Here is a 21,118-nt window from a genome sequence, read left to right as displayed (position 1 = left end):
TCCCCTATATTTTGTGTTTCAAAACACAGGGGAGGAGGACTGAAATGTCACGCAATACCATAGAGTACGAAAGGGAAGGAGGTGCTCCTTTGTTTTTAACAGCTTTATTTTTAGCAGAACTTGTCTAAACGGTCGAGTGCTTCTTGTGCAAAACTATATCCTAAGTCGAGCGCTTTTCGATACAGTTCTTTGGCTTGTTTATAATCTTTTTCCACACCTAATCCGTTTTCGTAAACTTCTCCCATTAACATATATGCTCGTCCGTATCCTTGCTCTAAACAGGGTTTTATGATTTCGTATGCTTTTTGCGGGTCTTGTACTGTTCCTAATCCGTGGAATATCATTCTGGCTAAGTCGATTCGAGCCGGTTCGTTCCCTCTTTCGATGGCTTGTATAAAGAGTTTTTCGGCTCTTTTGTAGTCTTTGGGCAGACCGTTTCCATCGAGATAATTGCAAGCCAAGTACCACATGGATTGGTTGTCTCCTAATTCATGCCCTCTGATGTATAACTTGTTGGCTAATTCTATATTTGGTGCAGTGCCTTCGCCTCTTTCATAGAGTAGTCCTAACAGACTGCATGCATCCGGATAGTTCGCATCATAAGCCATTTGTAAATAGTCCAATGCCAATTTGGGGTTACGGGGAATACCCTCGCCGTAATAATACAGACGTCCTAAGTGATACATGGCCCATGCGTTGCCTTTATCGGCTGCTTTCTTCAAATAGAATGCTCCCATAGCATTGTTTTGTGTTACGCCTTGTCCCAAAAGGTATAAAAGAGCCATACCTTTTATTGCATTGATTTCGTTAACGTCGACTCCTTTTTGATAGTATCGTTTCGCTTCGGCATAATCGATAAGTTCTTCCGGTCCGGTTCGATAGATATCTCCGATGAAACTCAGTGCGTAGGTATAGCCCATTTGGACCGCTTTTTTCAAATATTGTAATGCTTGTTCGGGATCTTGTATTTCTTCGGGTCCGTTCCAATATAAGAATCCGACATTAAAGAAACCATAAACACTATCGAGTGCCGCGGCTTTTTTATATAGTTCCAGAGCTTTGGCTTGGTTGATTGCCATTCCTCTGCCGTAGAAATACATGTCTCCTAGTTCGTTGAACGATTCGGCATGGTTTCTTTGCGTTAAATAGGAAAAATAGGCGTAAGCCGTTTTGAATTGGGCTTTTTCCAATGCATTTTTAGCATCTTTGTATAACTCTTCGTCTGACTTGTCTTGGGGTATTTCAATATCTGTTATGGTCTCGTCCACCAAATTTTTTTGGAGTTGTTCCATCCACTCCCGGGCTTCTTCATAACCTTGTTCGATAGCTTTACGGTAATAGTTCATCGCCTTTTGAGTGTCTTTTTCGAGTTGTCCGATACCATCGGTATGAAGCCTTCCCAACCAATATGAGGCCTTCCCATATCCCTGTTCCGAGGCTGCCGTAAAGCAAGATATGGCTTTCGTCAGGTTTGCCGGTATTACTTCCCCGAAAAGATATAATTCTCCCATCTTGTTGATGGCGGCGAGAATACCGTTGTCGGCGGCTAATTGGAAGTATTTGACGGATAATTCGAGATTTTGAGCCATTCCACTTTCGTTATCTTCGAATAATAATCCCAGCCGATACGTGGCTTGATGGTTTCCGCGTTTGGAGGCTTCGGTGAGCAATTCGATTTCCCGAGGTATGTCGACCTGTAATCCTCCTTTACCGTTGTGGAGGTAGTAGCTGATTCGGAACATTGCATTCGTGTTGCCCAATTCGATAGCTTTTTGGAAATAGTGCACGGCTTTTCGTTCGTTGCTCTCGGTTTCTTCGTCATTCATGTAGGTTCCTCCCAAGAAGTTGTATGCCATGCCGGTTTCGTCTTGTTCGGCAGCTCGTTCATAATATCTACGGGCGAGGTCGATATTGAGCGGAACTCCCAATCCCGATTCGTAAATCAATCCGATATGAAGCAATGTATCGGTGTCTTTGGGATTGTATTCGATGTATTGCAGGTAGTAGTCCAACGCTTTGCGATTGTCCTCTTCGGTTTCCAACGAATAGTAATATCGAGCCAAGTCCCGGGTTGCCGCTTTGTAATTCTGCTCAACCGCCAAGCGGAACATGGAAAGTCCTTTTTCAATGTCCCGGGGAATATCGGAAGACCCTTTCATGAGTATGAATCCGCAACTGTATGAACCATATCCAGATCCGTTTTGAGAGGCTTTCAAAAAATATTCATATGCTTTGCCCATATGTTTAGGGGCCAATTCTCCATTAAAATAGAGGTCTCCCAAATCGTTCAGGGCTTGAACATATCCTAAATTCGCCGATTGGGATAGAAGGTTGATATATTTTTCTGTTTCTTTGTCGGCAAGGGCTTGTTGAGCTTCTAAATAGGCTTGTCGGGCGAATGGGTCGATGTCTTTTTCTTCTTCCGATTCGTGATCCATGCGGTTCAAAAGTTGGAAAGCGCTTTCATTTCCCATAGCGGCGGCTTGACTGAGATATTCCTGAGCCTTTTCTTTGTCGGGGAGCGTTCCTTGTCCTTTCCAATACATAAAGCCTAATGAATAGAATGCATAAGGATAACCTTCGTCACACGCTTTCTGGTAATATTCCATTGCTTTCTGGTAATCTTGTCGGACACCTTTCCCTGCATAATACATGTCTCCCAGTTCGGTCAAAGCTCTGCTGTGTTTTGTTTCGGCAGCTTTTTCGTACCAATAGAACGCTTTTTCATAGTCGATGGTCAATCCGTCTTCATAGGAGTACATGTCGCCTAAATTGCACATTGCGTCCGGCATATTTTGTTCTGCCGCTTTGGTGAACCAGTTGGTGGCTCTGACCGGGTTTGCATTGACATACCACCCGAAACGGTATGCACGTCCCATGTAGTTTTGGGCAAAGGAGTATCCGCTTTCCGCGGCTTGTTGTATGAGGTTGAATCCTTTCTCTTCTTCTCCCGATATTTCTTTATTGATAATTAGCTTCCCAAGATTATACAAACAAGAAGGAATGCCGGCTTGTGCTCCTTTTTGATACCAATCGGCAGCTTTCAGGATATTTTTTTGTACTCCGTCTCCTTCTTCATAGATTAATCCCAGAGTGAACACACATGTCGGTTCGTCGCTTTTTGCTCCCATTTCATACCATTTTATGGCTTCTTCCTTATTCATGGGCATACCGTAACCGTTATCTTTCATGAATGCCATTTCTCCTATGGCCATGATGTTGTTTTGTGCTGCCGAGTTTTTATAATAGGAGAGAGCTGTATCGTAATTTTGTTCTACGAATGTCCCGTTTTCATACATGTTGCCTAACAAGTATTGGGCATATGAATTCCCGCTTTCGGCTGCTTTGGAGAACCAGTCGAAAGCCTTTTCGTAATTGCGCTCATTCAGTTTTCCCCGATAGTAGACTTTTCCTACGATGGTTTGAGCGAAGGCAAGATTTTTTTCTGCGTAGGGTAGGAATGTTTCTAAAATTCCGGGCCATAGTTGATACCCTTTTACTTTGTTGCAAAGAATGTCGCAAAGGAGATTTTGAGCTTCGGTGTTGTTTGCGGCGGCTAATTTCAGAAGGATATCCGATGCTTCTTTGTATTTGTGATTCCGGTATAGTCTGATGGCTTCTTGATAAAGTGCGGGGTTTACTCCTGTCGGGTGTGCCGCCGTCGTTTTATCGGTAATTTTCGTGTCTCGGTTTTCGATATTTCCAGTAACTGTTTTACTGTCGGGCATGACAGACGGTTTAATCGAATTTTCGGTTTGCCGGGTGCTTTCGTTCAGCAAAAGAGTTTCGAGCACTTGGTCGATTTTGGCATCGATGATGTTCAATATGCTCGTAATCATGTGGTCCCATTGTGCTTTATCGTTGAGATAGTTGCAAAGCGGTTGTGCCTCGGAAGGGTGTATTTGCCTTTGATATATCCAGTCGATTATTCGTTTCGATTTTTCGGTAATGTTTCCGATGAGTAGAGGAACGATTTTCATATCGTTTTTTTCTACTTGCTCTTTAATCCAAACGAGTTCTTTGTTTACGATATAATCCGAGGATACGAAACTTTCGCTAATCAGCAAAATGGCAATGTGTGATTGAACGATGTGATTGTGTATTTCTTCGTCCCATTTTTCGCCGATAACCAATCCTTCATCGAACCATATTTCTGCATCCGGACTCGTGTGTCGTCTAATTCGAGGTATCAGATGAATGTTTCCCGGACCTTCCAGTACCCACTCTTTGTCTTCGTGGGCATAACTGATAAAAATATGCGCTTTTGCCATGATGATAAAATTTCTGTGTTACGTGGTATAAAATTATTTTATGATATCTTCTTTTACAAAGATAGTCTTTTCGGAGAATCGGTCTGTATTTCGATCGAATGTTATATAACACAAAAGGCAGCTTAGCTGCCTTTTGTGTATCTTATTTTTTATGGGTTATTGAGTGACTTTGTTTATGAATACTAATCCCGAGGTATCGTTTCCTTTCTCTCCGCAGGCTTCTACTTCTATGAAAAAGGGAGTACCGGCTTCGAAGGAATCGACGGTAAAGCGGTAGGTCGCTATGGGGGAATCGGCATTTATCAGAACCGATTGCGGAACTTCGGCGAGGAGTTCGTCTCGCTTGTAAAGTTTCAATGTGCCTAACCGGAACGGGGTTTCACCTTTTGTGTAGATGAACGATACCGTATATGTGCCATTGCCTGATATTTTGCCTGTACATTCGAATCGCCAAGGAGTTAGATAGGGCTGTACGTTCAAGGGTTTCCATTCGGCTGTATATTCACCGTACTGTTTATAGCCCGAATAGTCGGGGGCGAAATAAATGGGCAGCGAATAGTGACGGGGATTTACTACGGTGATAGCCCGGAAGTCGCTTTTGTCATTGACGGTTACCGGAGTGGTGTAAAGGGGGGAATGAACCGTAGGATAGGAGCCGTCGGTGGTATAGCGAATGTCGGCATCGGCGACGGCCGGAGATAATGTAAATTCTATTGCACCGGTAGCAGTCGGATTCATCTGTTCTATGATGGGTTCCGGTACACGGTAATGGCAATTTTTGAAGTCGAGTCGATTGAAATGGTGACTCAACCGGCAACGGAAGTCGGAATAATTGCGGTCGGATTGTCGACACCATGCCACTTCTGAAAGAGCTAACAGACGGGGGAAAGTGAAGTATTCGGCATAGTTTTCGGAGCGATTTTCATTCAGATAATCTATCTCTTGCAATACAGTGCCGTGAATAAATTGGTCGCTCCAAAAGCAGCCTTGTACTCCTAATACGGTCGATTCGGGAGAGTAGTCGTTGATTTCCATGCTGTAACATTTTTCGAGAGAGATAGGCGGCATCCAAGTGGCGGCTTTCACTTCTCCCGGGGTACGGCTTTCGGGGAAGTCGAAATACATGTGCGTGGCGGGTGTCAGAATAGCTTTATGTCCGCGCTGCGTAGCAAGAAGGGTGTCCCTGACATTGTGCCAAATAAGCCCGACAACAGGGGTTTTGACATCACCTCGCAAAAAGATTTCTTCCCACCCTACAACGGTACGATTTTTTTCTTTCATCATTTCGGCTACGACGTTGGTAAGGTAACCTTGCAGTTCAGAAGCCTTTTTCAATCCTTCCCGCTTCATCACTTTTTGGCAGTCGGGACATTCTTCCCAACGAGTGTAAACGGCTTCATCACCCCCTATATTGATGTATGAGGAAGGGAATAATCGAACGGTTTCGTCTAATACATCTCGTAAAAATTGCAGGGAAGATTCTTTGCCGACACAAAGCAGATCGCGGCTGATGAAATGTTGTGTGGGGACTTCGTGTTGCAGGCCCGTGCAACTGAGCCACGGATAGGCAACGACGGCAGACAGAATGTGAGCCGGAAATTCGATTTCGGGAATGATTTCCACGTTACGGACTTGTCCGTAAGCGATCAGTTCTTTTATGTCTTCTTGGGTGTAGAATCCTCCCAAACGGTTGTGATCGGGACCTGCCCATGCACCCACCTCGGTCAGACGGGGATATTTTTTGATTTCCAATCGCCAGCCGGAGTCATCAATCAAGTGGAATTGCAGTTTGTTTAACTTGTACATGGCCATCATGTCGATGTATTTTTTCACGAACTCTTTGTCGTAGAAATAACGAGCCACGTCCAGCATCATGCCTCGCCACGGGCGATTGGGAGCATCGTATATCGTTACGGCGGGGGCGATCCATTCCACTCCATGCTGCCGTTTGTCGCTGTACACTTGGGGCGGAAAGAGTTGCAGCAGCGTTTGTATGCCGTAGAATATGCCGCCTGCGTCCCGGCCGGTCAGTGAGATTCCTTTGGGCGTTACGTCCAGTCGGTAGCCTTCCGGTTTATCTACTTTTTCGGGGTTTAATGTCAAGAGGATAGTGGCTTTGCGGGCATCTTTTTTCAGTTTCAAATCCCAGCCGGTGGATTGACCGAGCACTTGCTGTAAGTATTCGGCTTGTCCTTGAAGAGCGGCATCGTAACCGATCGTGGATTTGGGGGAAAGCCGGAAATTGCCCGATGTCTGTTCTACGTGAACGGGTTTCGGAATGATTTCGATTTCGTTAGCGTTTGTTGCCCATGTAGCGGGTAGATGGCAGGCTATCGCAAGTATAACAGCCCAAGTTTTCTTACACATTGTACGGTAGGATTTCATAAGCACTTTATTTTTTTCATGGTTTTGCCTCTTGTCGAGGGGTGATGATAATGTTCATGTGATTATAAAAACAGATACTTTATAGCGGTGTGCATAAATCTCTATAAATGCAGATACTATTCAATAAAGCAAAGTTAGGAAAATTTGTGGAATAAATGGGTAAAGCGGATTAAGATTTTAACTTAATATGTGCTTATTTAATGTGTGGGTTCTTTGAAAAAGAGAAATGATTCTGCTGGTATTTTTTGTTGAATTTCCACGATAGTTATTCAAGACAGTAATTGTCAAATTATTACAGTCGTGTTTTTAGATGGCAAAGAGGATAGCAGGGAGGGTTTTACAAATATCTTATTTAAAAGTCGGCATTAACGGGACAGCAAAATCTTCGATTGATGTAATTATTGGTTTGAGTTTTCAATTTTGCTAAGTTTCTACTCCTAGAAGAAGATATAAGTAAATTGGAATATAAATTTTGTTATTCTAATTTTGTGAAGAAATTTGGAATAATAGAATGCTTATTCTAATTTTGCATTTAAATTAATGATAGATATGATCCAACTCGATAAATTCTTGGCCGGACACTATGAGGAAGGCTATGGTTACAAATATTTTGTTCCCAATCTCATAAATGATGCTTGGGAATGGAAAGATTCTCTAATAAACCATCTATTAGAGAAAGCTGCATTGCGATTAGGAGAACTTAATTCATTTTCGCGCTTAGTTCCTAATATTGATCTATTTATACAACTGCACGTAACAAAGGAAGCGGTTATTTCCAGTCGTATTGAAGGCACGCAGACTCGTATGGATGAGGCATTGCTTCCGGAGAACGAAGTGAAAATTGAACGGCGTGATGATTGGAAAGAAGTACGGAATTATATAAAGGCTCTTAATGAGGCAATTTCTTGTTTGGAGAAACTGCCGATTTCAAGTCGTCTGATAAAGACTACTCACAGATTGTTACTGGATAGCGTACGAGGCGAACATAAACTTCCCGGTGAGTTTAGAAACAGTCAAAACTGGATTGGAGGAAAGTCGCTTGCTGATGCCAAGTATATTCCGCCAACACACCAATTGGTAGGTGAACTTATGGGAGATTTGGAAAAATTCCTCAATAATGATCAAATTCAGTTGCCTGCATTATTGAAGATTGCAATTGCTCATTATCAATTCGAAACGATTCACCCATTCTTGGACGGCAATGGAAGAATCGGACGTCTGCTAATCACATTATTCCTTGTAAAAGAAGGGTTATTGGAGAAACCTTTGCTTTATTTGTCGACATTCTTTGAGACCCCAAAAGATTTATATTATGATAATCTTTCGGCTATACGTACAAAGAATGATATGGCACAGTGGATAAAATACTTTCTTGTAGGTATTGAGCAGACTGCTTCTTTGGCGGTAGAGACGCTTTCATCAATATTAGAATTTAAAAATGAAACGGAGAATTTGATTAGGGGAACATATAGAACTCGTTCAACAAATGCCATCATTGTATTTCATCGTTTACTTGAAAACCCATATACCACTATCGATCAGGTAGCTTCTTTATGTGGCATAACCTTCACATCGGCAAGTACTTTAGTAAAACTGCTTGTTAAAGACGGTCTATTATTTGAAATAACAGGTCAAAGTAGAAACAGATTGTTTGTATGCGAGCAATATCTTAATTTATTCAGGTAGTTAAAGTATAGGAAGAGGTACGTGTTTAATGAAGTTACAAGTACATTATAGCTAAATAAACTATTCTAAAAACACCCCATGGGGTGTTTTTAGGTTTTTACTTATAAGCGAAAAAAACTACCCTATAAAAAGGTGGCTTTTTATAGTTGTCGGATTATCAGTGCTTTTAATTCAAGCCTGAATTAATATTCTTCCTCGTTGAAGAAGAAGTCTTCTTTGCTGGGGTAATCGGGCCAAATATCTTCGATGCATTCGTAGGTTTCCCCCTCGTCTTCCATCTCTTGCAAGTTTTCAATAACTTCGAGAGGCGCCCCGGAACGCATAGCGTAGTCAATCAATTCCTCTTTTGTCGCAGGCCAAGGTGCGTCTTCGAGTTTCGATGCTAATTCTAATGTCCAGTACATAGTGATAAAAATTTAACGTTAAGTCCTCCTATAAAATTTTCGCAAAAGTAATTTATTTATTTTCATTTACAATCTTTATCCCAGAAAATTTCGTCTTGTTTTGCAGTGTAATTGTTAAACCTTGCTAAAACAAAGAAGTAGTCTGATAGACGATTGATGAATTTCATGATGTTTTCATCGACTAAAACTTCTTGGGCTACTTGGCAGATGCGGCGTTCGGCTCGACGGCAAACGGTTCGACAGACGTGCGCTTGGGCGGCAGCGACGGTTCCGCCGGGTAGGAGGAACGCATGGAGTGGAGGAACGGTCGCATCCAGTGTGTCGATGCGGTTTTCTATCCGGGCGATGTCTTCGGGACAAAGGCGGCTGGCTTCTCGGAGTTGTGTGAAGGACGTGTCGGTGGCGAGGTAGGAGCCGATGACAAAGAGTTTATTTTGAATGAAGAGGAGCAGGGCATCGTCTTCGGACCGATTTCCTGTTTGTCGAAGGAGTCCTATGTGGGCATTGAGTTCATCGACGGTTCCATAGGCTTCGAGCCTCGGATCGTTTTTGGTGGTACGTTGTCCTCCTACTAACGATGTCGTGCCTTTATCTCCGGTCATTGTGTACAGGTTGCTTTTTTTCATATCTTCGTTTTTGGGTATTAACGGTTATATTGTTCGAGAAGTTCGCAACAGGTTTTGGCGTCCGGTACGATGTGGTAAATATCCGGCCGGTCGTACCGCAAGAAGTTTTCTTTGCGCAGCAGTTCTATTTGCTGAATCAATGGGTTGAACAGGCCTTGTGTGTTACAGATGATAACGGGTTTGTCGTGTGTGCCGAGCATTTTTGTCGTGAGGGCATCGAAAAGTTCGTCGATAGTCCCTATTCCGCCGGGAAGGGCCACGAGTATGTCGCCTCGCTCGATGAGCAGCCGTTTGCGTTCACCCAGGCTTTCGGTTGTGACGAGGCCGGTGGGTTGTTGACTGGATCGACCCATTTCGGCGATGTGGCGGGTGATAATGCCGAGTACTTGGCTTCCATTGTCGCGGACTTCCTTAGCGACGATTTCCATGAGGCCTCCGTTGGCTCCTCCGTATACTAATGTCTTGTGGTGTGTCCCTATCCATTGTCCTACTGTTTCGGCTTCGTTTTTATATATCGGAGCGACCGTGTCTGATGCAGAACAGAAAATGGTAATGTTTTGCATGTGTTTCTGTTTTTCTTTCAAAGGTAATGAAAATTCGGTATAACTCAATAAACTTGTTTCTCTTCTCGACTTGCACTATTTTTGCATGCTGCGAAAATAGGCTGCGTCTCGGTATAACCAAGTGAACTTGTTCTTGCTCTTGACTTGCGCTATCTTTGCACCTCCTTAACACAGGGATATTTTATGGAAGAATTTCAAACACATACTTTACCGAACGGTCTCCGTCTGATTTACCGACCGACGCAATCGGCGGTTTCGTATTGCGGATTTACTGTCAATGCCGGGACTCGCGACGAGGACGAGGATTACAGCGGATTGGCTCATTTTGTGGAACATACGATTTTCAAGGGGACGACTCATCGGCGTGCTTCGCATATTTTGAACCGCATGGAGGTTGTCGGCGGTGAATTGAATGCTTATACGTCGAAAGAGGAGACGGTGGTGTATTCTGTTTTCCCCGGCGCTCATCTGGCTCGTGCCATGCAGTTACTCGGCGACCTTGTCGCAGATTCTCAGTTCCCGGAGAGAGAGTTGTGCAAGGAGCGCGAGGTCGTCGTCGACGAGATAAACTCTTATCGGGATACGCCTTCGGAGTTGATTTACGACGAGTTCGAGTCATCTCTTTTCGAGGGGTGTTCTTTGGGCCGGAATATTTTGGGAGACGTGGATTCTTTGACTCGAATCACATCGGACGTCGCCCGTCGTTTCCTGACGGATTATTATACGCCCGAAAATATGGTATTCTTTTTTATGGGTTCGACATCTTTCAATCGGGTGAGGGGGCTGGCGGAGCGCTATTTCGGTCATTTATGCCGTCCTAAGAAAGAGTTGTCTCGTGGGTTGAAACCATTTGTCGAGTCTTTTTCCCGGACGGTGAGCCGCGATACTCATCAGTCGCACGTCATTATAGGGGCGAGGGCGTATGATTTGTTCGACAAACGTCGCCGTCCGTTACTGTTGTTGAATAATTTATTGGGTGGCCCGGGCATGAATAGCGTGTTGAATGTGAGCCTCCGGGAAAAGAGAGGGTATGTCTATACGGTGGAGTCGTCCGTGACTTCGTATACCGATACGGGACTTTTTACAGTTTATTTCGGGACGGATCATCGTTATGCTCAGCGATGTATCGATTTGGTGAAAAGGGAGTTGAAAAGGGTTCGAGAGCAAAGGCTTTCGCCGGCGAAGTTGGCTGCGGCCAAACGTCAGTTTATGGGGCAGATAGAGGTTTCTACCGATCATTCGGAGAATGTGGCGTTGGCTTTGGGAAAGAGTTTCCTCCGTTACGGTCGTTTCGATTCTTTGGAGGAGATTGCGTCTTTGATGGAGCGGATTACGGCCGACGATATTTTGGAAGTCGCTAACGAGTTGTTGTCAGAGGATCGTTTGTCTATGTTAATTTATGAGTAAGGCGTGGTTAATTTTTACAATTTCGGGCAGATGAAGTGTGGAGTTTTTGTATATTCGTATTTTCAAATATTATATTTTGAATGAAAATAGGTAATCTCGATTTTGGCAAGTATCCTTTGTTATTGGCTCCGATGGAAGATGTCACGGACGAGTCTTTCCGTTTGATGTGTAAGGAATTCGGAGCCGATATGGTCTACACGGAGTTCGTGTCGAGCGATGCTTTGGTAAGGAATATCAACAGTACCATGCGGAAATTGAGCATACAGGATGCGGAGAGGCCTGTCGCCATACAGATTTACGGACGTTTTGTCGATGCTATGGTCGATGCGGCTCGTCGTTGCGAGGAGGCTAATCCCGACGTATTGGATATAAACTTCGGCTGTCCGGTAAAAAAGGTAGCCGGCAAAGGCGCCGGAGCCGGTATGTTGAGGGATATCCCGTTGATGTTGAAAATTACCCGGGCCGTGGTCGATGCCGTGAAAATACCGGTGACGGTAAAAACGAGGTTGGGTTGGGACCATGATTCGAAGATTATCGTCGATTTGGCCGAGCGGTTACAGGATTGCGGCATTGCTGCTTTGACCATACACGGACGTACGCGCAGCCAAATGTATACGGGCGAAGCCGACTGGACTTTGATCGGAGAGGTAAAAAACAATCCTCGCATGCGTATCCCCATTATCGGAAACGGAGATGTGACGATTCCCCAAATTGCCAAAGAGCGATTCGATCGTTACGGGGTCGATGCCGTTATGGTGGGTCGGGCGAGTTTCGGTTGTCCGTGGATTTTCAAGGAGATGAAATATTATTTGGAGACGGGCGAGCTTTTACCTCCTCTTTCGATCCACGAGAAGATGTCGGTTTTGAGGAGGCAGTTGCGTGAAAGTGTGGCCCGGTTGGACGAACGCCGGGGCATATTGCATATTCGCAGACATTTGGCGGCGACGCCTTTGTTTAAAGGCATTCCTAATTTCAGGGATACTCGCATAGCCATGTTACAAGCGAATACGGTCGATGAATTGACTGCTATTCTCGATAAGATAGAATGTGATATTTTACCAGAACAAATATAAAAAAGAGAGATATGAAAAAGGTGTGGAGTATATTGGCGGTTTTATCGATGTCTCTTACCGCATTGCAGGCAGTAGAAACTTCTGTGAAACAGCTTTCGGTAGATGATTTTTATAAGATGAAGGTATATAATAATTTCGATGTGTCTTATCGTCAGAGTGCCGATTCGGCCGGTGTTATCGTGATAATGGCATCGACCGAGGATATTTCTCATGTCGAATGTGTATCGAAAAAAGGTCAGTTGACGATTAAGTATAAAGGTTCGTCGGATAAAGAGCAGATGCAGGGTGCTATTATCGTTTATTCCACGGCTTTGGAGTATGTCGAAAATAATGGATTGGGATCGATACAGATTGTTTCGCCTATATCGGGAGCGGCGTTTCAGGCCAAAGTACTGGGAAACGGTTCTATTTCGGCTCCTCAAATCGATTATGGCATTGTAAAAGCATCTGTATTGACCGGCAAAGGAAAAATTTCGCTGACGGGTAAATGCCGAGAAGCCGAGCTTTCTGTGACCGGGGCAGGGCAGATAGAAGCCGATAGATTAACCGCCCGCGATGTAACCTGCCGAATCCGGGGGGTAGGAGTAATCGGGTGTCATGCTACCCAGAAATTGACGGCAAAGGCTACCGGAAACGGTGAAGTGTATTATCGAGGGACCCCCGAAATCAAGAAACTCTCTCTGGGAGAGTTATCTGTCCGTTCGTTGGAGGGGAAATAAGTTGCGAAGGTTTTATTTGTATCGGGCGTGATCGCTTTCTACCAGTGTGAATGCCGAGCCTTTCCTGATCGATTGATGAATGTAGTCTTCGGAAATACGGTCGTATTGAGGATTGATTTGGAAATGTCCGTCCGGGTCTATTAACCCGTATACTGTTCCGGTTTGTACCACGGCCAAGCCATCGAAAAACGGAAATGCTTTGGAAAATTGCCGCTTTATTTTCCATTCGCCTTTACGGTTTATATAACCCCATTTCCCTCGTATTTTGACAGGGGCCAAGTCTGGGTTTCCAAAAGATTCACTGTCTTCGAATCGTGGTTCGATAAATATGTTTCCTTTGTTGTCGCACCACCCCCATTTTTTATCTTTCTTTATCCGAAAGGTATTCCCGTCGGAGATGAGAGCATCGCATTCGATCGTCCACAAAGTATCGCCTTTGGTATCGATGACTTGAAACAGTCCCGATTTGGCGGACCGGACAACCGCATGCCCTTCTTTTGAGAAAGACTCGGCCGACGAGAATTGCGCCGGTATTCGTTCAATCCCTTTGGAATCGATATACCCCCATAGATTTTGCTCGTTTTTAACTGCGGCAAGACCCGATGAGAACGGTTTTACATCTTTATAGAGCGGTTTAATAACGGGTGTTCCCGATTTGTCGATAAATCCCCATCGTTCTCCTTTTTTCTCTTTTTGGGCGAAAGCTGCCATTCCTTCACAAAAAATCATGACCTTCGAAGCGCGGGTGAGAGTTAGTTGCAGTCTCCCTTTCGTATCTATGGCGCAAGGGGCTTCGTCGGGTCGTACTACCCAAGCCCGGTTTTCGTTGAAGATAGTTGCCCGGGTATATACCGCCGGATATTGAAGTTCACCGGAATCGTCGATATATCCCCATTTTTTATCCGATTGATTGCATATTAGCGCCATATTGTCGTAAAACAGGGTGGCATCGGAATATGTTCCGGTAAAATGCAAATTGTCTCCATGGTCTATGTATTGACAGGAATCTTCGCTAAACACAGGTATGTATTTGGTATCGGACAGGAAATGAGAATCTTGTCCTCCGCATTGACAAAACAAGAAAATGCATGCAGCAGGTATGACATGGAAATATTTCATGGCGAATATGTTTATTCACCGATTAAGTATAATATCATCTATGATATTTTTATCGGCGGAAGTTTATCGTAGGTTTCGATATATCGGCTTCTCTTTTCTGCGATAATATCTTTTATCGCGATGAGGATACCGGACTCTTCAACGTTCCCGAATTCGTCGTTAATGGCCGTACCAAACATTTTCATCGTGGGAGATAATCCCATATAGGCGTTGACTAACGGCGGAATGTTGTACCCGAGTTTGCGTACTTCTTGATTTAGAATTTTGTAGTCTTCTTTAAAGTCGTCATAAATGAACAATTTGCTCATTTTTTCTTCGTCGGTGTCGGTTTGTAACGGGTGTTTAGGCCAAACGAGACGATCGGGGTCGGGAAAATGTTTGTTCAAAAAATAGAGTATCATGTTTCGCCCCTCTTGAGAGTAAGTGGGGTACATGGTTACTTTCCCGAAAAAGTATTCTATTTGAGGATAATCTACGGTCAGCGCTCCTAATCCGTCCCAAAGGTTATCGAGAGCGAATAATCCTTTCGCTCCGGCTCTCGAAGATTGGTATTCGAGCGTAACGAAAGAACGGCCTAACTCGATTGTATGGGGCAGATAATCCTGTAAGAACTTCTGAGAAAATTCAAACAAATGAGATGTTGCGATACGGGGTCGCCCCATTTCGTCGTTACGAATATTTTCTCCTACGATGAAACGGTATCCTCCTATGATTTCTTCGGCATCGGGATTCCATACGATGAGTTGTTGGCAAGGCGGGTCCATAGTATCGAATTCGTCTATGTCGAGCGGTAATCCAGTGCCGCCTCCGGGGTAACGGAATGCTATTTCGCGCAACCTCCCGATTTCTCTCATAACATTGGGAGCATTATTGCAATCGATGATATATATTTTATTTCCGCCCTTGCGAGTATCCCGCATAAATCTGTCCGGGGTTAGTTCTGCTTTGATAAGTTCTTTATCAACGGGCGCAATAATGGGTTCCATGCTATTGATTCTTTTTTATCTGGTAGACTTTTTCTTTAACGATTTGGGCCCATTCTTGCAAACTTTTCGATTTATCGAAAGTTTGCCACGGGATAGGTTTGCCAATGTATATGTCGAATGTCTTGTTTTTGCTGTTAAACATTTCGTCGGGCAAATATATCAATTCTATATTAAATTTTAATCCGATACATTTACGTATTTGCGCAAAACGATAAAAAAAAGTGGAATTTCGTCCTTCGAAGTAGATGGGAATGATGTCTCGTTGAGATTGAACGGCCTTGGCGATAAATGTTTTTTTCCACTCCAAATCTTTTATTTTCCCGTGTTGCAGCCGAGAGCACAAGCCTGCCGGGAAAATGAGCATCTGCTCGTCCGATTCATAAGCATTATTGATTTGCAGACTGGATTCTTTGGCTTGGGAACCGTACTTGTTGATCGGTAGAAACACCGGCGCCAAAGGTTTGATATGCATGAGAAGATCGTTGACGAGAAATTTAATTTTTCCGCTGTAAAAATGTCCGAAGAAACGAATGAGCGCAACTCCGTCAAGGGCTCCCAACGGGTGATTCGATGCAAAAATGAAACGACCTTCGGGCGGGATATTTTCTTTCCCTATCACATTGATATGCACGTTCATATAAGAAAGCAAATCGTCGGCGAATTTTACACCGGTACTGTCTTTATATGTTTTGAGAATGTAGTTTATTTCGTCTTGGTGTATCGTGCGTTCAAGGTAGCGAAAAAGAAATCCCGGAATTTTTTTTGCATATTTCGGAGCTTTCTCCTTGACGACTTTTTCTATGTCGATTTTTAAAGGCTCAGAACTCATATCTTTTGTAAAAAGTGCATACAAAATTACTGTATTTTTTTTGTTTTTGTGAGTTTGCGAGATGTTTTTGTTTGAGAGTCGAATCGCAGAGTCGTTTCTGATGATTGCGAGAGCCATGTCGATTTAAAGAAATACAGAAAAAAAGTCAAAAAGAGCACCTTTGGATTAGGGATTAATTTCTATCTTTACCCTGCGAAAAAACAAAGTTGAAGAAAGATAGATAAATGGAGTTGCAATCGGCTGTATATCATGTGCCCGCGCTGCTTGAAGAATGTATCGACGGATTGAATATCCAGCCGGGGGGAACTTATGTCGATGTTACGTTCGGCGGGGGCGGTCATTCTCGTGCCATTTTAGGACATTTAGGCGAATGTGGACGTTTGTTTTCTTTGGACCAAGATGAAGATGCCCGGCAGAATAGCCTCGATGATCCTCGATTTACGTTTGTCCATAGTAATTTCCGGTTTTTGAAAAACTTCATGCGTTATTACGGGGTGGAGCGAGTCGATGGGATTTTAGCCGATTTGGGAGTTTCTTTTCACCATTTCGATGATTCGGACCGGGGATTTTCCTTTCGTTTCGAAGGGCCTCTCGATATGCGAATGAATCGACGTTCGGGACAGACGGCGGCTCAATTGATAGCTACGTGTAGCGAGGAAAAATTGGCCGATTTGTTTTTTTTGTATGGTGAATTGAAGAGCGCTCGGCGCATAGCGGCCGCAGTTGTCGCCGCTCGGTCATCGGCTCCCATAGAAACGACAGAGAGATTGTTGGAGGTAGTGCGGCCTTATATCAATCGGAAGCAGGAAAAAAAGGAATTGGCTCAGTTGTTTCAGGCTTTGCGGATAGAGGTAAACCAAGAAATGGAAAGTCTGCGCCGGTTGTTGGAACAGTCGGTAGAGTTACTTCCGCAGGGCGGCCGATTGGTGGTTCTTACGTACCATTCGTTGGAAGATCGCATGGTCAAGAATTTCATGAAGACGGGTAATGTGGAGGGGCGTGCCGAACAGGACTTTTTCGGTCGGATAAATGCACCTCTTCGGCCGGTCAACAATAAAGTAATTGTTCCCGATGAAGCGGAAATAGAACGGAATCCGAGGTCGCGGAGCGCTAAACTGAGAATCGCAGAGAAGGTATAGATATGGCTAAAAAAGGGAAAAACGAGAAAGGCGGATTTATCAAATATCTGAAATTGCTTGTACAGGGGCGTATATTCTCTTTGGATTTTTTCAGATCTCATTGGGTATTTATCGCTTCGGTCGTTTTCCTTTTTTGGTTGTCGATCGCTAACCGATATGTTTGTCAGACAAAGGTCGAGACCATTAAATATTTGCGTTTTGAATTGTCCAATGCCAAGACGGAGCGAGTGCGTGCCACAGCCCGCTATATGGGGTTGGTACGTCATTCCAGAATTATCGCCCTTGTCAATGAAAATAAATTGGGACTTGAAATACCAGATACTCCTCCCGTAAAATTAATACCGCAAGATGGAGACAAGGAATAGAAATCACATATTGTTGCGGTATGCTCTGGTGATTGTCGGGGTGCTCGTGTTCAGTGTCGCTATTGTAAAAAAAGCGGCCGATACATGTATTATACATGCCGATAAATGGAACGAGAAAGCCGCACGTATGCTTTCTGTCACTCATGAGGTAATGCCTGAGCGGGGCGATATTTTGGCTCAAAACGGCGAAGTGATGGCTACGAACATGACTTATTATCGTGCGTTAATCGATTTCGGCGTTCCCAAATTCAAGTCCAGAGAGTTTAATGACAGTCTGAAAACGTTGTGTAAACTATTGGGAAAATATTTCCCCGAAAGGACTCCTGCCGCTTATGAAAAGGCTATGCGAACTGCTTTTTTGAGAAAAAAACGTTATTTCGTATTGGTTCGGGAAATTACGGGAAGGGATTACGAACTGTTGAAGACGTTTCCCTTTTTACGGCATTCGACTCAGTATTCGGGATTTCATATAGACCCTGAACGGGAGAAAATAGTCAAACGAGAGAAGCCTTACGGTACGATGGCTTCGCGTGCCATCGGAGGGTTGGACGAGACTTTTCACGGAAACAGCGGATTGGAAAAAGCATTGGATTCTTTGTTATACGGTATTCCGGGTAAAACCGTGAAAAAACAGATTCCGTCGGGTATGGTCGATTGGGTGGCCGAACCTCCTCGGCGGGGACTCGATGTGAAGACAACTATCGATGTAGATATACAGGATATAACGGAGCAGGCTTTATTGCAGACCATCGAAGAGACACAACCGGAGTTTGCCGTTGCCATAGTGATGGAGGTGGCGACGGGTGATATAAAGGCCATGTCGAATTTGTCGAGATTGCCCGGAGGGGAATATGTAGAAACTGTGAATAATGCCGTGCAAGGTTATGAACCGGGTTCGGTGGTTAAACCTTTGTCGATGATGATAGCTCTCGACGACGGTGTTATCCGTCCCCATGATGTCGTAAACGGGCATGATGGAGTTTTCCGTTATCCGGCGGGAATGAAAGTCCGCCCCATAACCGATACGCACGGTAGGGCTTCGATGACCGCTACCGAAGCGATGAAATATTCTTCCAATATAGGCTTGTCGGAAATTATACTGCGAGGATATGAACGTAATCCCGATGAATTTGTACAGCGCATTTATAAGTCGGGTTTTATGGAACCGTTCGATCTTTGTATACCGGGGGCGGCCCGTCCTACGATACGACATTTGAAGTCGACGGTGCAAGATCGTATTAACCTGACTCGTATGTCGTATGGATATACGACAAAAATACCTCCCATTTATACATTGGCATTGTATAATACCATCGCTAACGACGGGCAATTCGTGAAGCCCCGATTGGTAAAAGAGTTGATTCGGGACGGGGTAACCGATACGGTCTTCGATATTAGTTATGTTCGAAAACAGGCATGTAAACCCGAAACGGCAAGAGCATTGAGAAATATGTTATATGCGGTCGTAAATGACGATGACGGGACCGGTCGTCGGGCTCGTTCGAAAAAAGTGACCATAGCCGGGAAGACAGGAACGGTGAGAACAATAGGTTCCGACGGGAAATACGAAACTCGTTATCGAATCACTTTTTGCGGTTTTTTTCCGTATGAAAATCCACAGTACTCGTGTATCGTTCTTTTGGGAAAGCCCAATTTGCCGGGTATGCCTTCGGCCGGTTACTATTGTGGCGGCGTTTTGAAGAAGATAGCGGAGACGCTTTATTCCATGGGTCGCCTCGATGTGCCTATGGATATACCTTCGGATTCGACGAGCGTTCGGAGTCCGGCTATTTTAAAGGGGGATATTGCAGAGACAAGGCAAGTATTGCAGCATTTGGGAGTTCGGGGAGATGTGACCCAATGTCGCGATATGGAGGCCTATTGCGACAGTATGCCCGATGTCTGCGGTATGGGTGCGCGAGATGCATTGTATATATTGGAGCGTGAAGGATTGAATGTAAATATACAAGGTCGGGGAAAGGTGGTAGAGCAGTCTATCCCTTCGGGAAAAGTCATACAACCCGGTACGACGGTAATTTTAAAATTGAAATAGAAGGATATCGATGATATGAAAAATGTGGAATGTTTATTGTCGGGAATTAAGGTGGTGGAACGCAAAGGGGCGGTCGTGACAGAAGTCTCGGGAGTGGAATCGGATTCTCGTCAGGTAAAGAAAGATAACTTATTTGTTGCGGTGCGGGGAGCTTCGGTCGACGGTCATGATTTTATCGGCCAAGCTATTGCACAGGGGGCTGTTGTCGTTGTTTGCGAAGAGTTTCCCGAAAAGTCGGAGCCGCAAGTGTTGTATGTGAAAGTGGAAGACAGTGCGGTCGCATTCGGTTTGTTGGCAGCGGCATGGTATGGAAATCCTTCGAAAGAGTTGGTACTGGTGGGTGTCACCGGGACGAACGGGAAGACGACTACAGCGACATTGTTGTATGAAATGTTCCGTCTGTTCGGGTACAAGGTCGGTCTTTTATCTACCGTTTGCAATTATATAGACGACATCGCTGTTCCTGCAACTCATACGACCCCCGACCCTTTACACCTGCATCGTTTACTTCGTGAAATGGTCGATGCCGGCTGCGCATATGCGTTTATGGAGGTAAGTTCGCATTCGGCTGCGCAACATCGCATAGCCGGTCTCGATTTCAACGGGGCGATTTTTACGAATCTAACGAGAGACCACATCGATTATCATAAAACCGTCGAGGCTTATCTGAAAGCTAAAAAATCGTTTTTCGACGGGTTACCCAAAGGAGCATTCGCTTTGACTAACATCGACGATAAGTCGGGGTTAGTTATGTTGCAGAATACCAAAGCTGAAAAGCATACTTATTCGTTGCGGACTTTGGCCGATTTCAGAGTGCGGATCATAGAAAGTCGTATCGACGGCATGACTCTGGAAATAAACGGAAAAGAGGTGGAAGTGATGTTTGTCGGTAAATTCAATGCTTATAATTTACTGGCGGTTTATGGAGCGGCTTGTTTGTTGGGACAGGAGCCGGAAGAAGTTTTACGAAAGATGAGTTTATTGATTCCTGTCGCCGGAAGGTTCCAAACTCTTCATTCTTCAAAAGGTTATACCGCTATCGTGGATTATGCTCATACTCCCGATGCCTTGAACAATGTGTTGAGTTCCATTCGTGACGTCTTGGGAAATAGAGGGCATATCATTACGGTTGTGGGAGCCGGTGGAAACAGGGATAAAGGGAAACGACCCATGATGGCTCGGGAAGCGGTGAATTTGAGCGATCGGGTAATATTGACATCGGATAATCCGCGGTTCGAAAACCCGAACGATATATTGAACGATATGTTGGAGGGCCTCGATGCCGAACAGCGTCGTAAAACTCTCGCTATCGTCGATCGCCGGGAAGCGATTCGTGCGGCTACGCAGTTTGCCCAACCGGGCGATGTCGTTTTGATTGCGGGCAAAGGGCATGAAGACTATCAGGAGATAGAGGGGGTGAAACACCATTTCGACGATAAGGAAGAAGTGGAAAAATTGTTCGCGGAAGAGAGAATTTAATAATAATTGTGAAA

16 protein-coding genes are annotated in these 21,118 nt (G+C 44.5%); 8 read left to right on the top strand and 8 right to left on the bottom strand.

All coding sequences use genetic code 11. From position 1 onward, the window contains the following. Window positions 1-110: 110 nt before the first annotated feature. Both NBH06_RS08765 and NBH06_RS08760 read right to left on the bottom strand, forming a co-directional pair. Window positions 111-4,271 (bottom strand): toll/interleukin-1 receptor domain-containing protein, encoded by a 4,161-nt coding sequence (locus NBH06_RS08765; RefSeq protein WP_250793880.1) that lies wholly within the window; start codon window positions 4,269-4,271, stop codon window positions 111-113. 156 nt (window positions 4,272-4,427) lie between these two features. After that, the gene (locus NBH06_RS08760; protein ID WP_250793878.1) at window positions 4,428-6,656 is read right to left on the bottom strand and encodes a beta-N-acetylhexosaminidase; all 2,229 of its coding nucleotides are present in this window, start codon (window positions 6,654-6,656) and stop codon (window positions 4,428-4,430) included. A gap of 549 nt (window positions 6,657-7,205) precedes the next feature. Here NBH06_RS08760 and NBH06_RS08755 point away from each other — a divergent pair. Next, a complete protein-coding gene (locus tag NBH06_RS08755) occupies window positions 7,206-8,342 on the top strand; it encodes a Fic family protein (protein WP_250793876.1) in 1,137 nt (378 codons plus the stop codon). Window positions 8,343-8,524: 182 nt separating this feature from the next. Here NBH06_RS08755 and NBH06_RS08750 read toward each other — a convergent pair whose 3' ends face one another. The 3 genes from NBH06_RS08750 to NBH06_RS08740 form a co-directional block, all read right to left on the bottom strand. Then, window positions 8,525-8,746, bottom strand: a complete 222-nt coding sequence (locus tag NBH06_RS08750) for a DUF2795 domain-containing protein (RefSeq protein ID WP_008863178.1) — start codon at window positions 8,744-8,746, stop codon at window positions 8,525-8,527. Window positions 8,747-8,808: 62 nt separating this feature from the next. Continuing rightward, entirely contained in the window at window positions 8,809-9,372 is a 564-nt protein-coding gene (locus tag NBH06_RS08745; RefSeq protein ID WP_250793874.1) for a cob(I)yrinic acid a,c-diamide adenosyltransferase, read from the bottom strand. 17 nt (window positions 9,373-9,389) lie between these two features. Then, the gene (locus tag NBH06_RS08740; protein WP_250793872.1) at window positions 9,390-9,935 is read right to left on the bottom strand and encodes an LOG family protein; all 546 of its coding nucleotides are present in this window, start codon (window positions 9,933-9,935) and stop codon (window positions 9,390-9,392) included. 183 nt (window positions 9,936-10,118) lie between these two features. On the opposite strand from NBH06_RS08740, the gene NBH06_RS08735 reads away from it, so the two are divergent. From NBH06_RS08735 to NBH06_RS08725, 3 genes are all read left to right on the top strand, one after another. Continuing rightward, on the top strand, window positions 10,119-11,342 hold the full coding sequence (locus tag NBH06_RS08735) for a M16 family metallopeptidase (protein WP_250793870.1): 1,224 nt from the start codon (window positions 10,119-10,121) through the stop codon (window positions 11,340-11,342). Window positions 11,343-11,422: 80 nt separating this feature from the next. Then, entirely contained in the window at window positions 11,423-12,415 is a 993-nt protein-coding gene (gene dusB / locus NBH06_RS08730; RefSeq protein ID WP_250793868.1) for a tRNA dihydrouridine synthase DusB, read from the top strand. Window positions 12,416-12,426: 11 nt separating this feature from the next. Beyond that, complete coding sequence (locus NBH06_RS08725) at window positions 12,427-13,134, top strand: GIN domain-containing protein (protein WP_008863183.1); 708 nt, start codon at window positions 12,427-12,429, stop codon at window positions 13,132-13,134. A gap of 12 nt (window positions 13,135-13,146) precedes the next feature. Here NBH06_RS08725 and NBH06_RS08720 read toward each other — a convergent pair whose 3' ends face one another. The 3 genes from NBH06_RS08720 to glsA are packed head-to-tail and all read right to left on the bottom strand — an operon-like array spanning window position 13,147 to window position 16,068. Continuing rightward, complete coding sequence (locus NBH06_RS08720; RefSeq protein ID WP_250793866.1) at window positions 13,147-14,253, bottom strand: WG repeat-containing protein; 1,107 nt, start codon at window positions 14,251-14,253, stop codon at window positions 13,147-13,149. Window positions 14,254-14,291: 38 nt separating this feature from the next. Beyond that, window positions 14,292-15,239, bottom strand: coding sequence for a glycine N(alpha)-acyltransferase GlsB (gene glsB, locus NBH06_RS08715; protein WP_008863185.1), 948 nt, complete (start codon window positions 15,237-15,239; stop codon window positions 14,292-14,294). A 1-nt stretch (window position 15,240) separates the two neighbouring features. Next, entirely contained in the window at window positions 15,241-16,068 is an 828-nt protein-coding gene (glsA, locus tag NBH06_RS08710) for a lyso-glycine lipid O-acyltransferase GlsA (RefSeq protein WP_040296344.1), read from the bottom strand. A gap of 224 nt (window positions 16,069-16,292) precedes the next feature. On the opposite strand from glsA, the gene rsmH reads away from it, so the two are divergent. From rsmH to NBH06_RS08690, 4 genes are read left to right on the top strand one after another with little or no spacing between them, the layout of a single operon-like run. Further along, on the top strand, window positions 16,293-17,207 hold the full coding sequence (gene rsmH, locus NBH06_RS08705; RefSeq protein ID WP_021892393.1) for a 16S rRNA (cytosine(1402)-N(4))-methyltransferase RsmH: 915 nt from the start codon (window positions 16,293-16,295) through the stop codon (window positions 17,205-17,207). A gap of 2 nt (window positions 17,208-17,209) precedes the next feature. Continuing rightward, window positions 17,210-17,572: an FtsL-like putative cell division protein gene (locus NBH06_RS08700; protein ID WP_250793864.1), complete on the top strand. Its 363-nt coding sequence runs from the start codon at window positions 17,210-17,212 to the stop codon at window positions 17,570-17,572. After that, complete coding sequence (locus NBH06_RS08695) at window positions 17,556-19,625, top strand: PASTA domain-containing penicillin-binding protein (RefSeq protein WP_250793862.1); 2,070 nt, start codon at window positions 17,556-17,558, stop codon at window positions 19,623-19,625. Before NBH06_RS08700 ends, NBH06_RS08695 begins: the two co-directional genes overlap by 17 nt. A gap of 15 nt (window positions 19,626-19,640) precedes the next feature. Further along, entirely contained in the window at window positions 19,641-21,104 is a 1,464-nt protein-coding gene (locus NBH06_RS08690) for a UDP-N-acetylmuramoyl-L-alanyl-D-glutamate--2,6-diaminopimelate ligase (RefSeq protein ID WP_250793861.1), read from the top strand. Window positions 21,105-21,118 lie beyond the last annotated feature (14 nt).

The organism is Barnesiella sp. B2-R-119, from assembly GCF_023656675.1.
Lineage (GTDB): Bacteria > Bacteroidota > Bacteroidia > Bacteroidales > Barnesiellaceae > Barnesiella > Barnesiella intestinihominis.
This window is presented reverse-complemented; position numbering and strand designations above follow the sequence as displayed.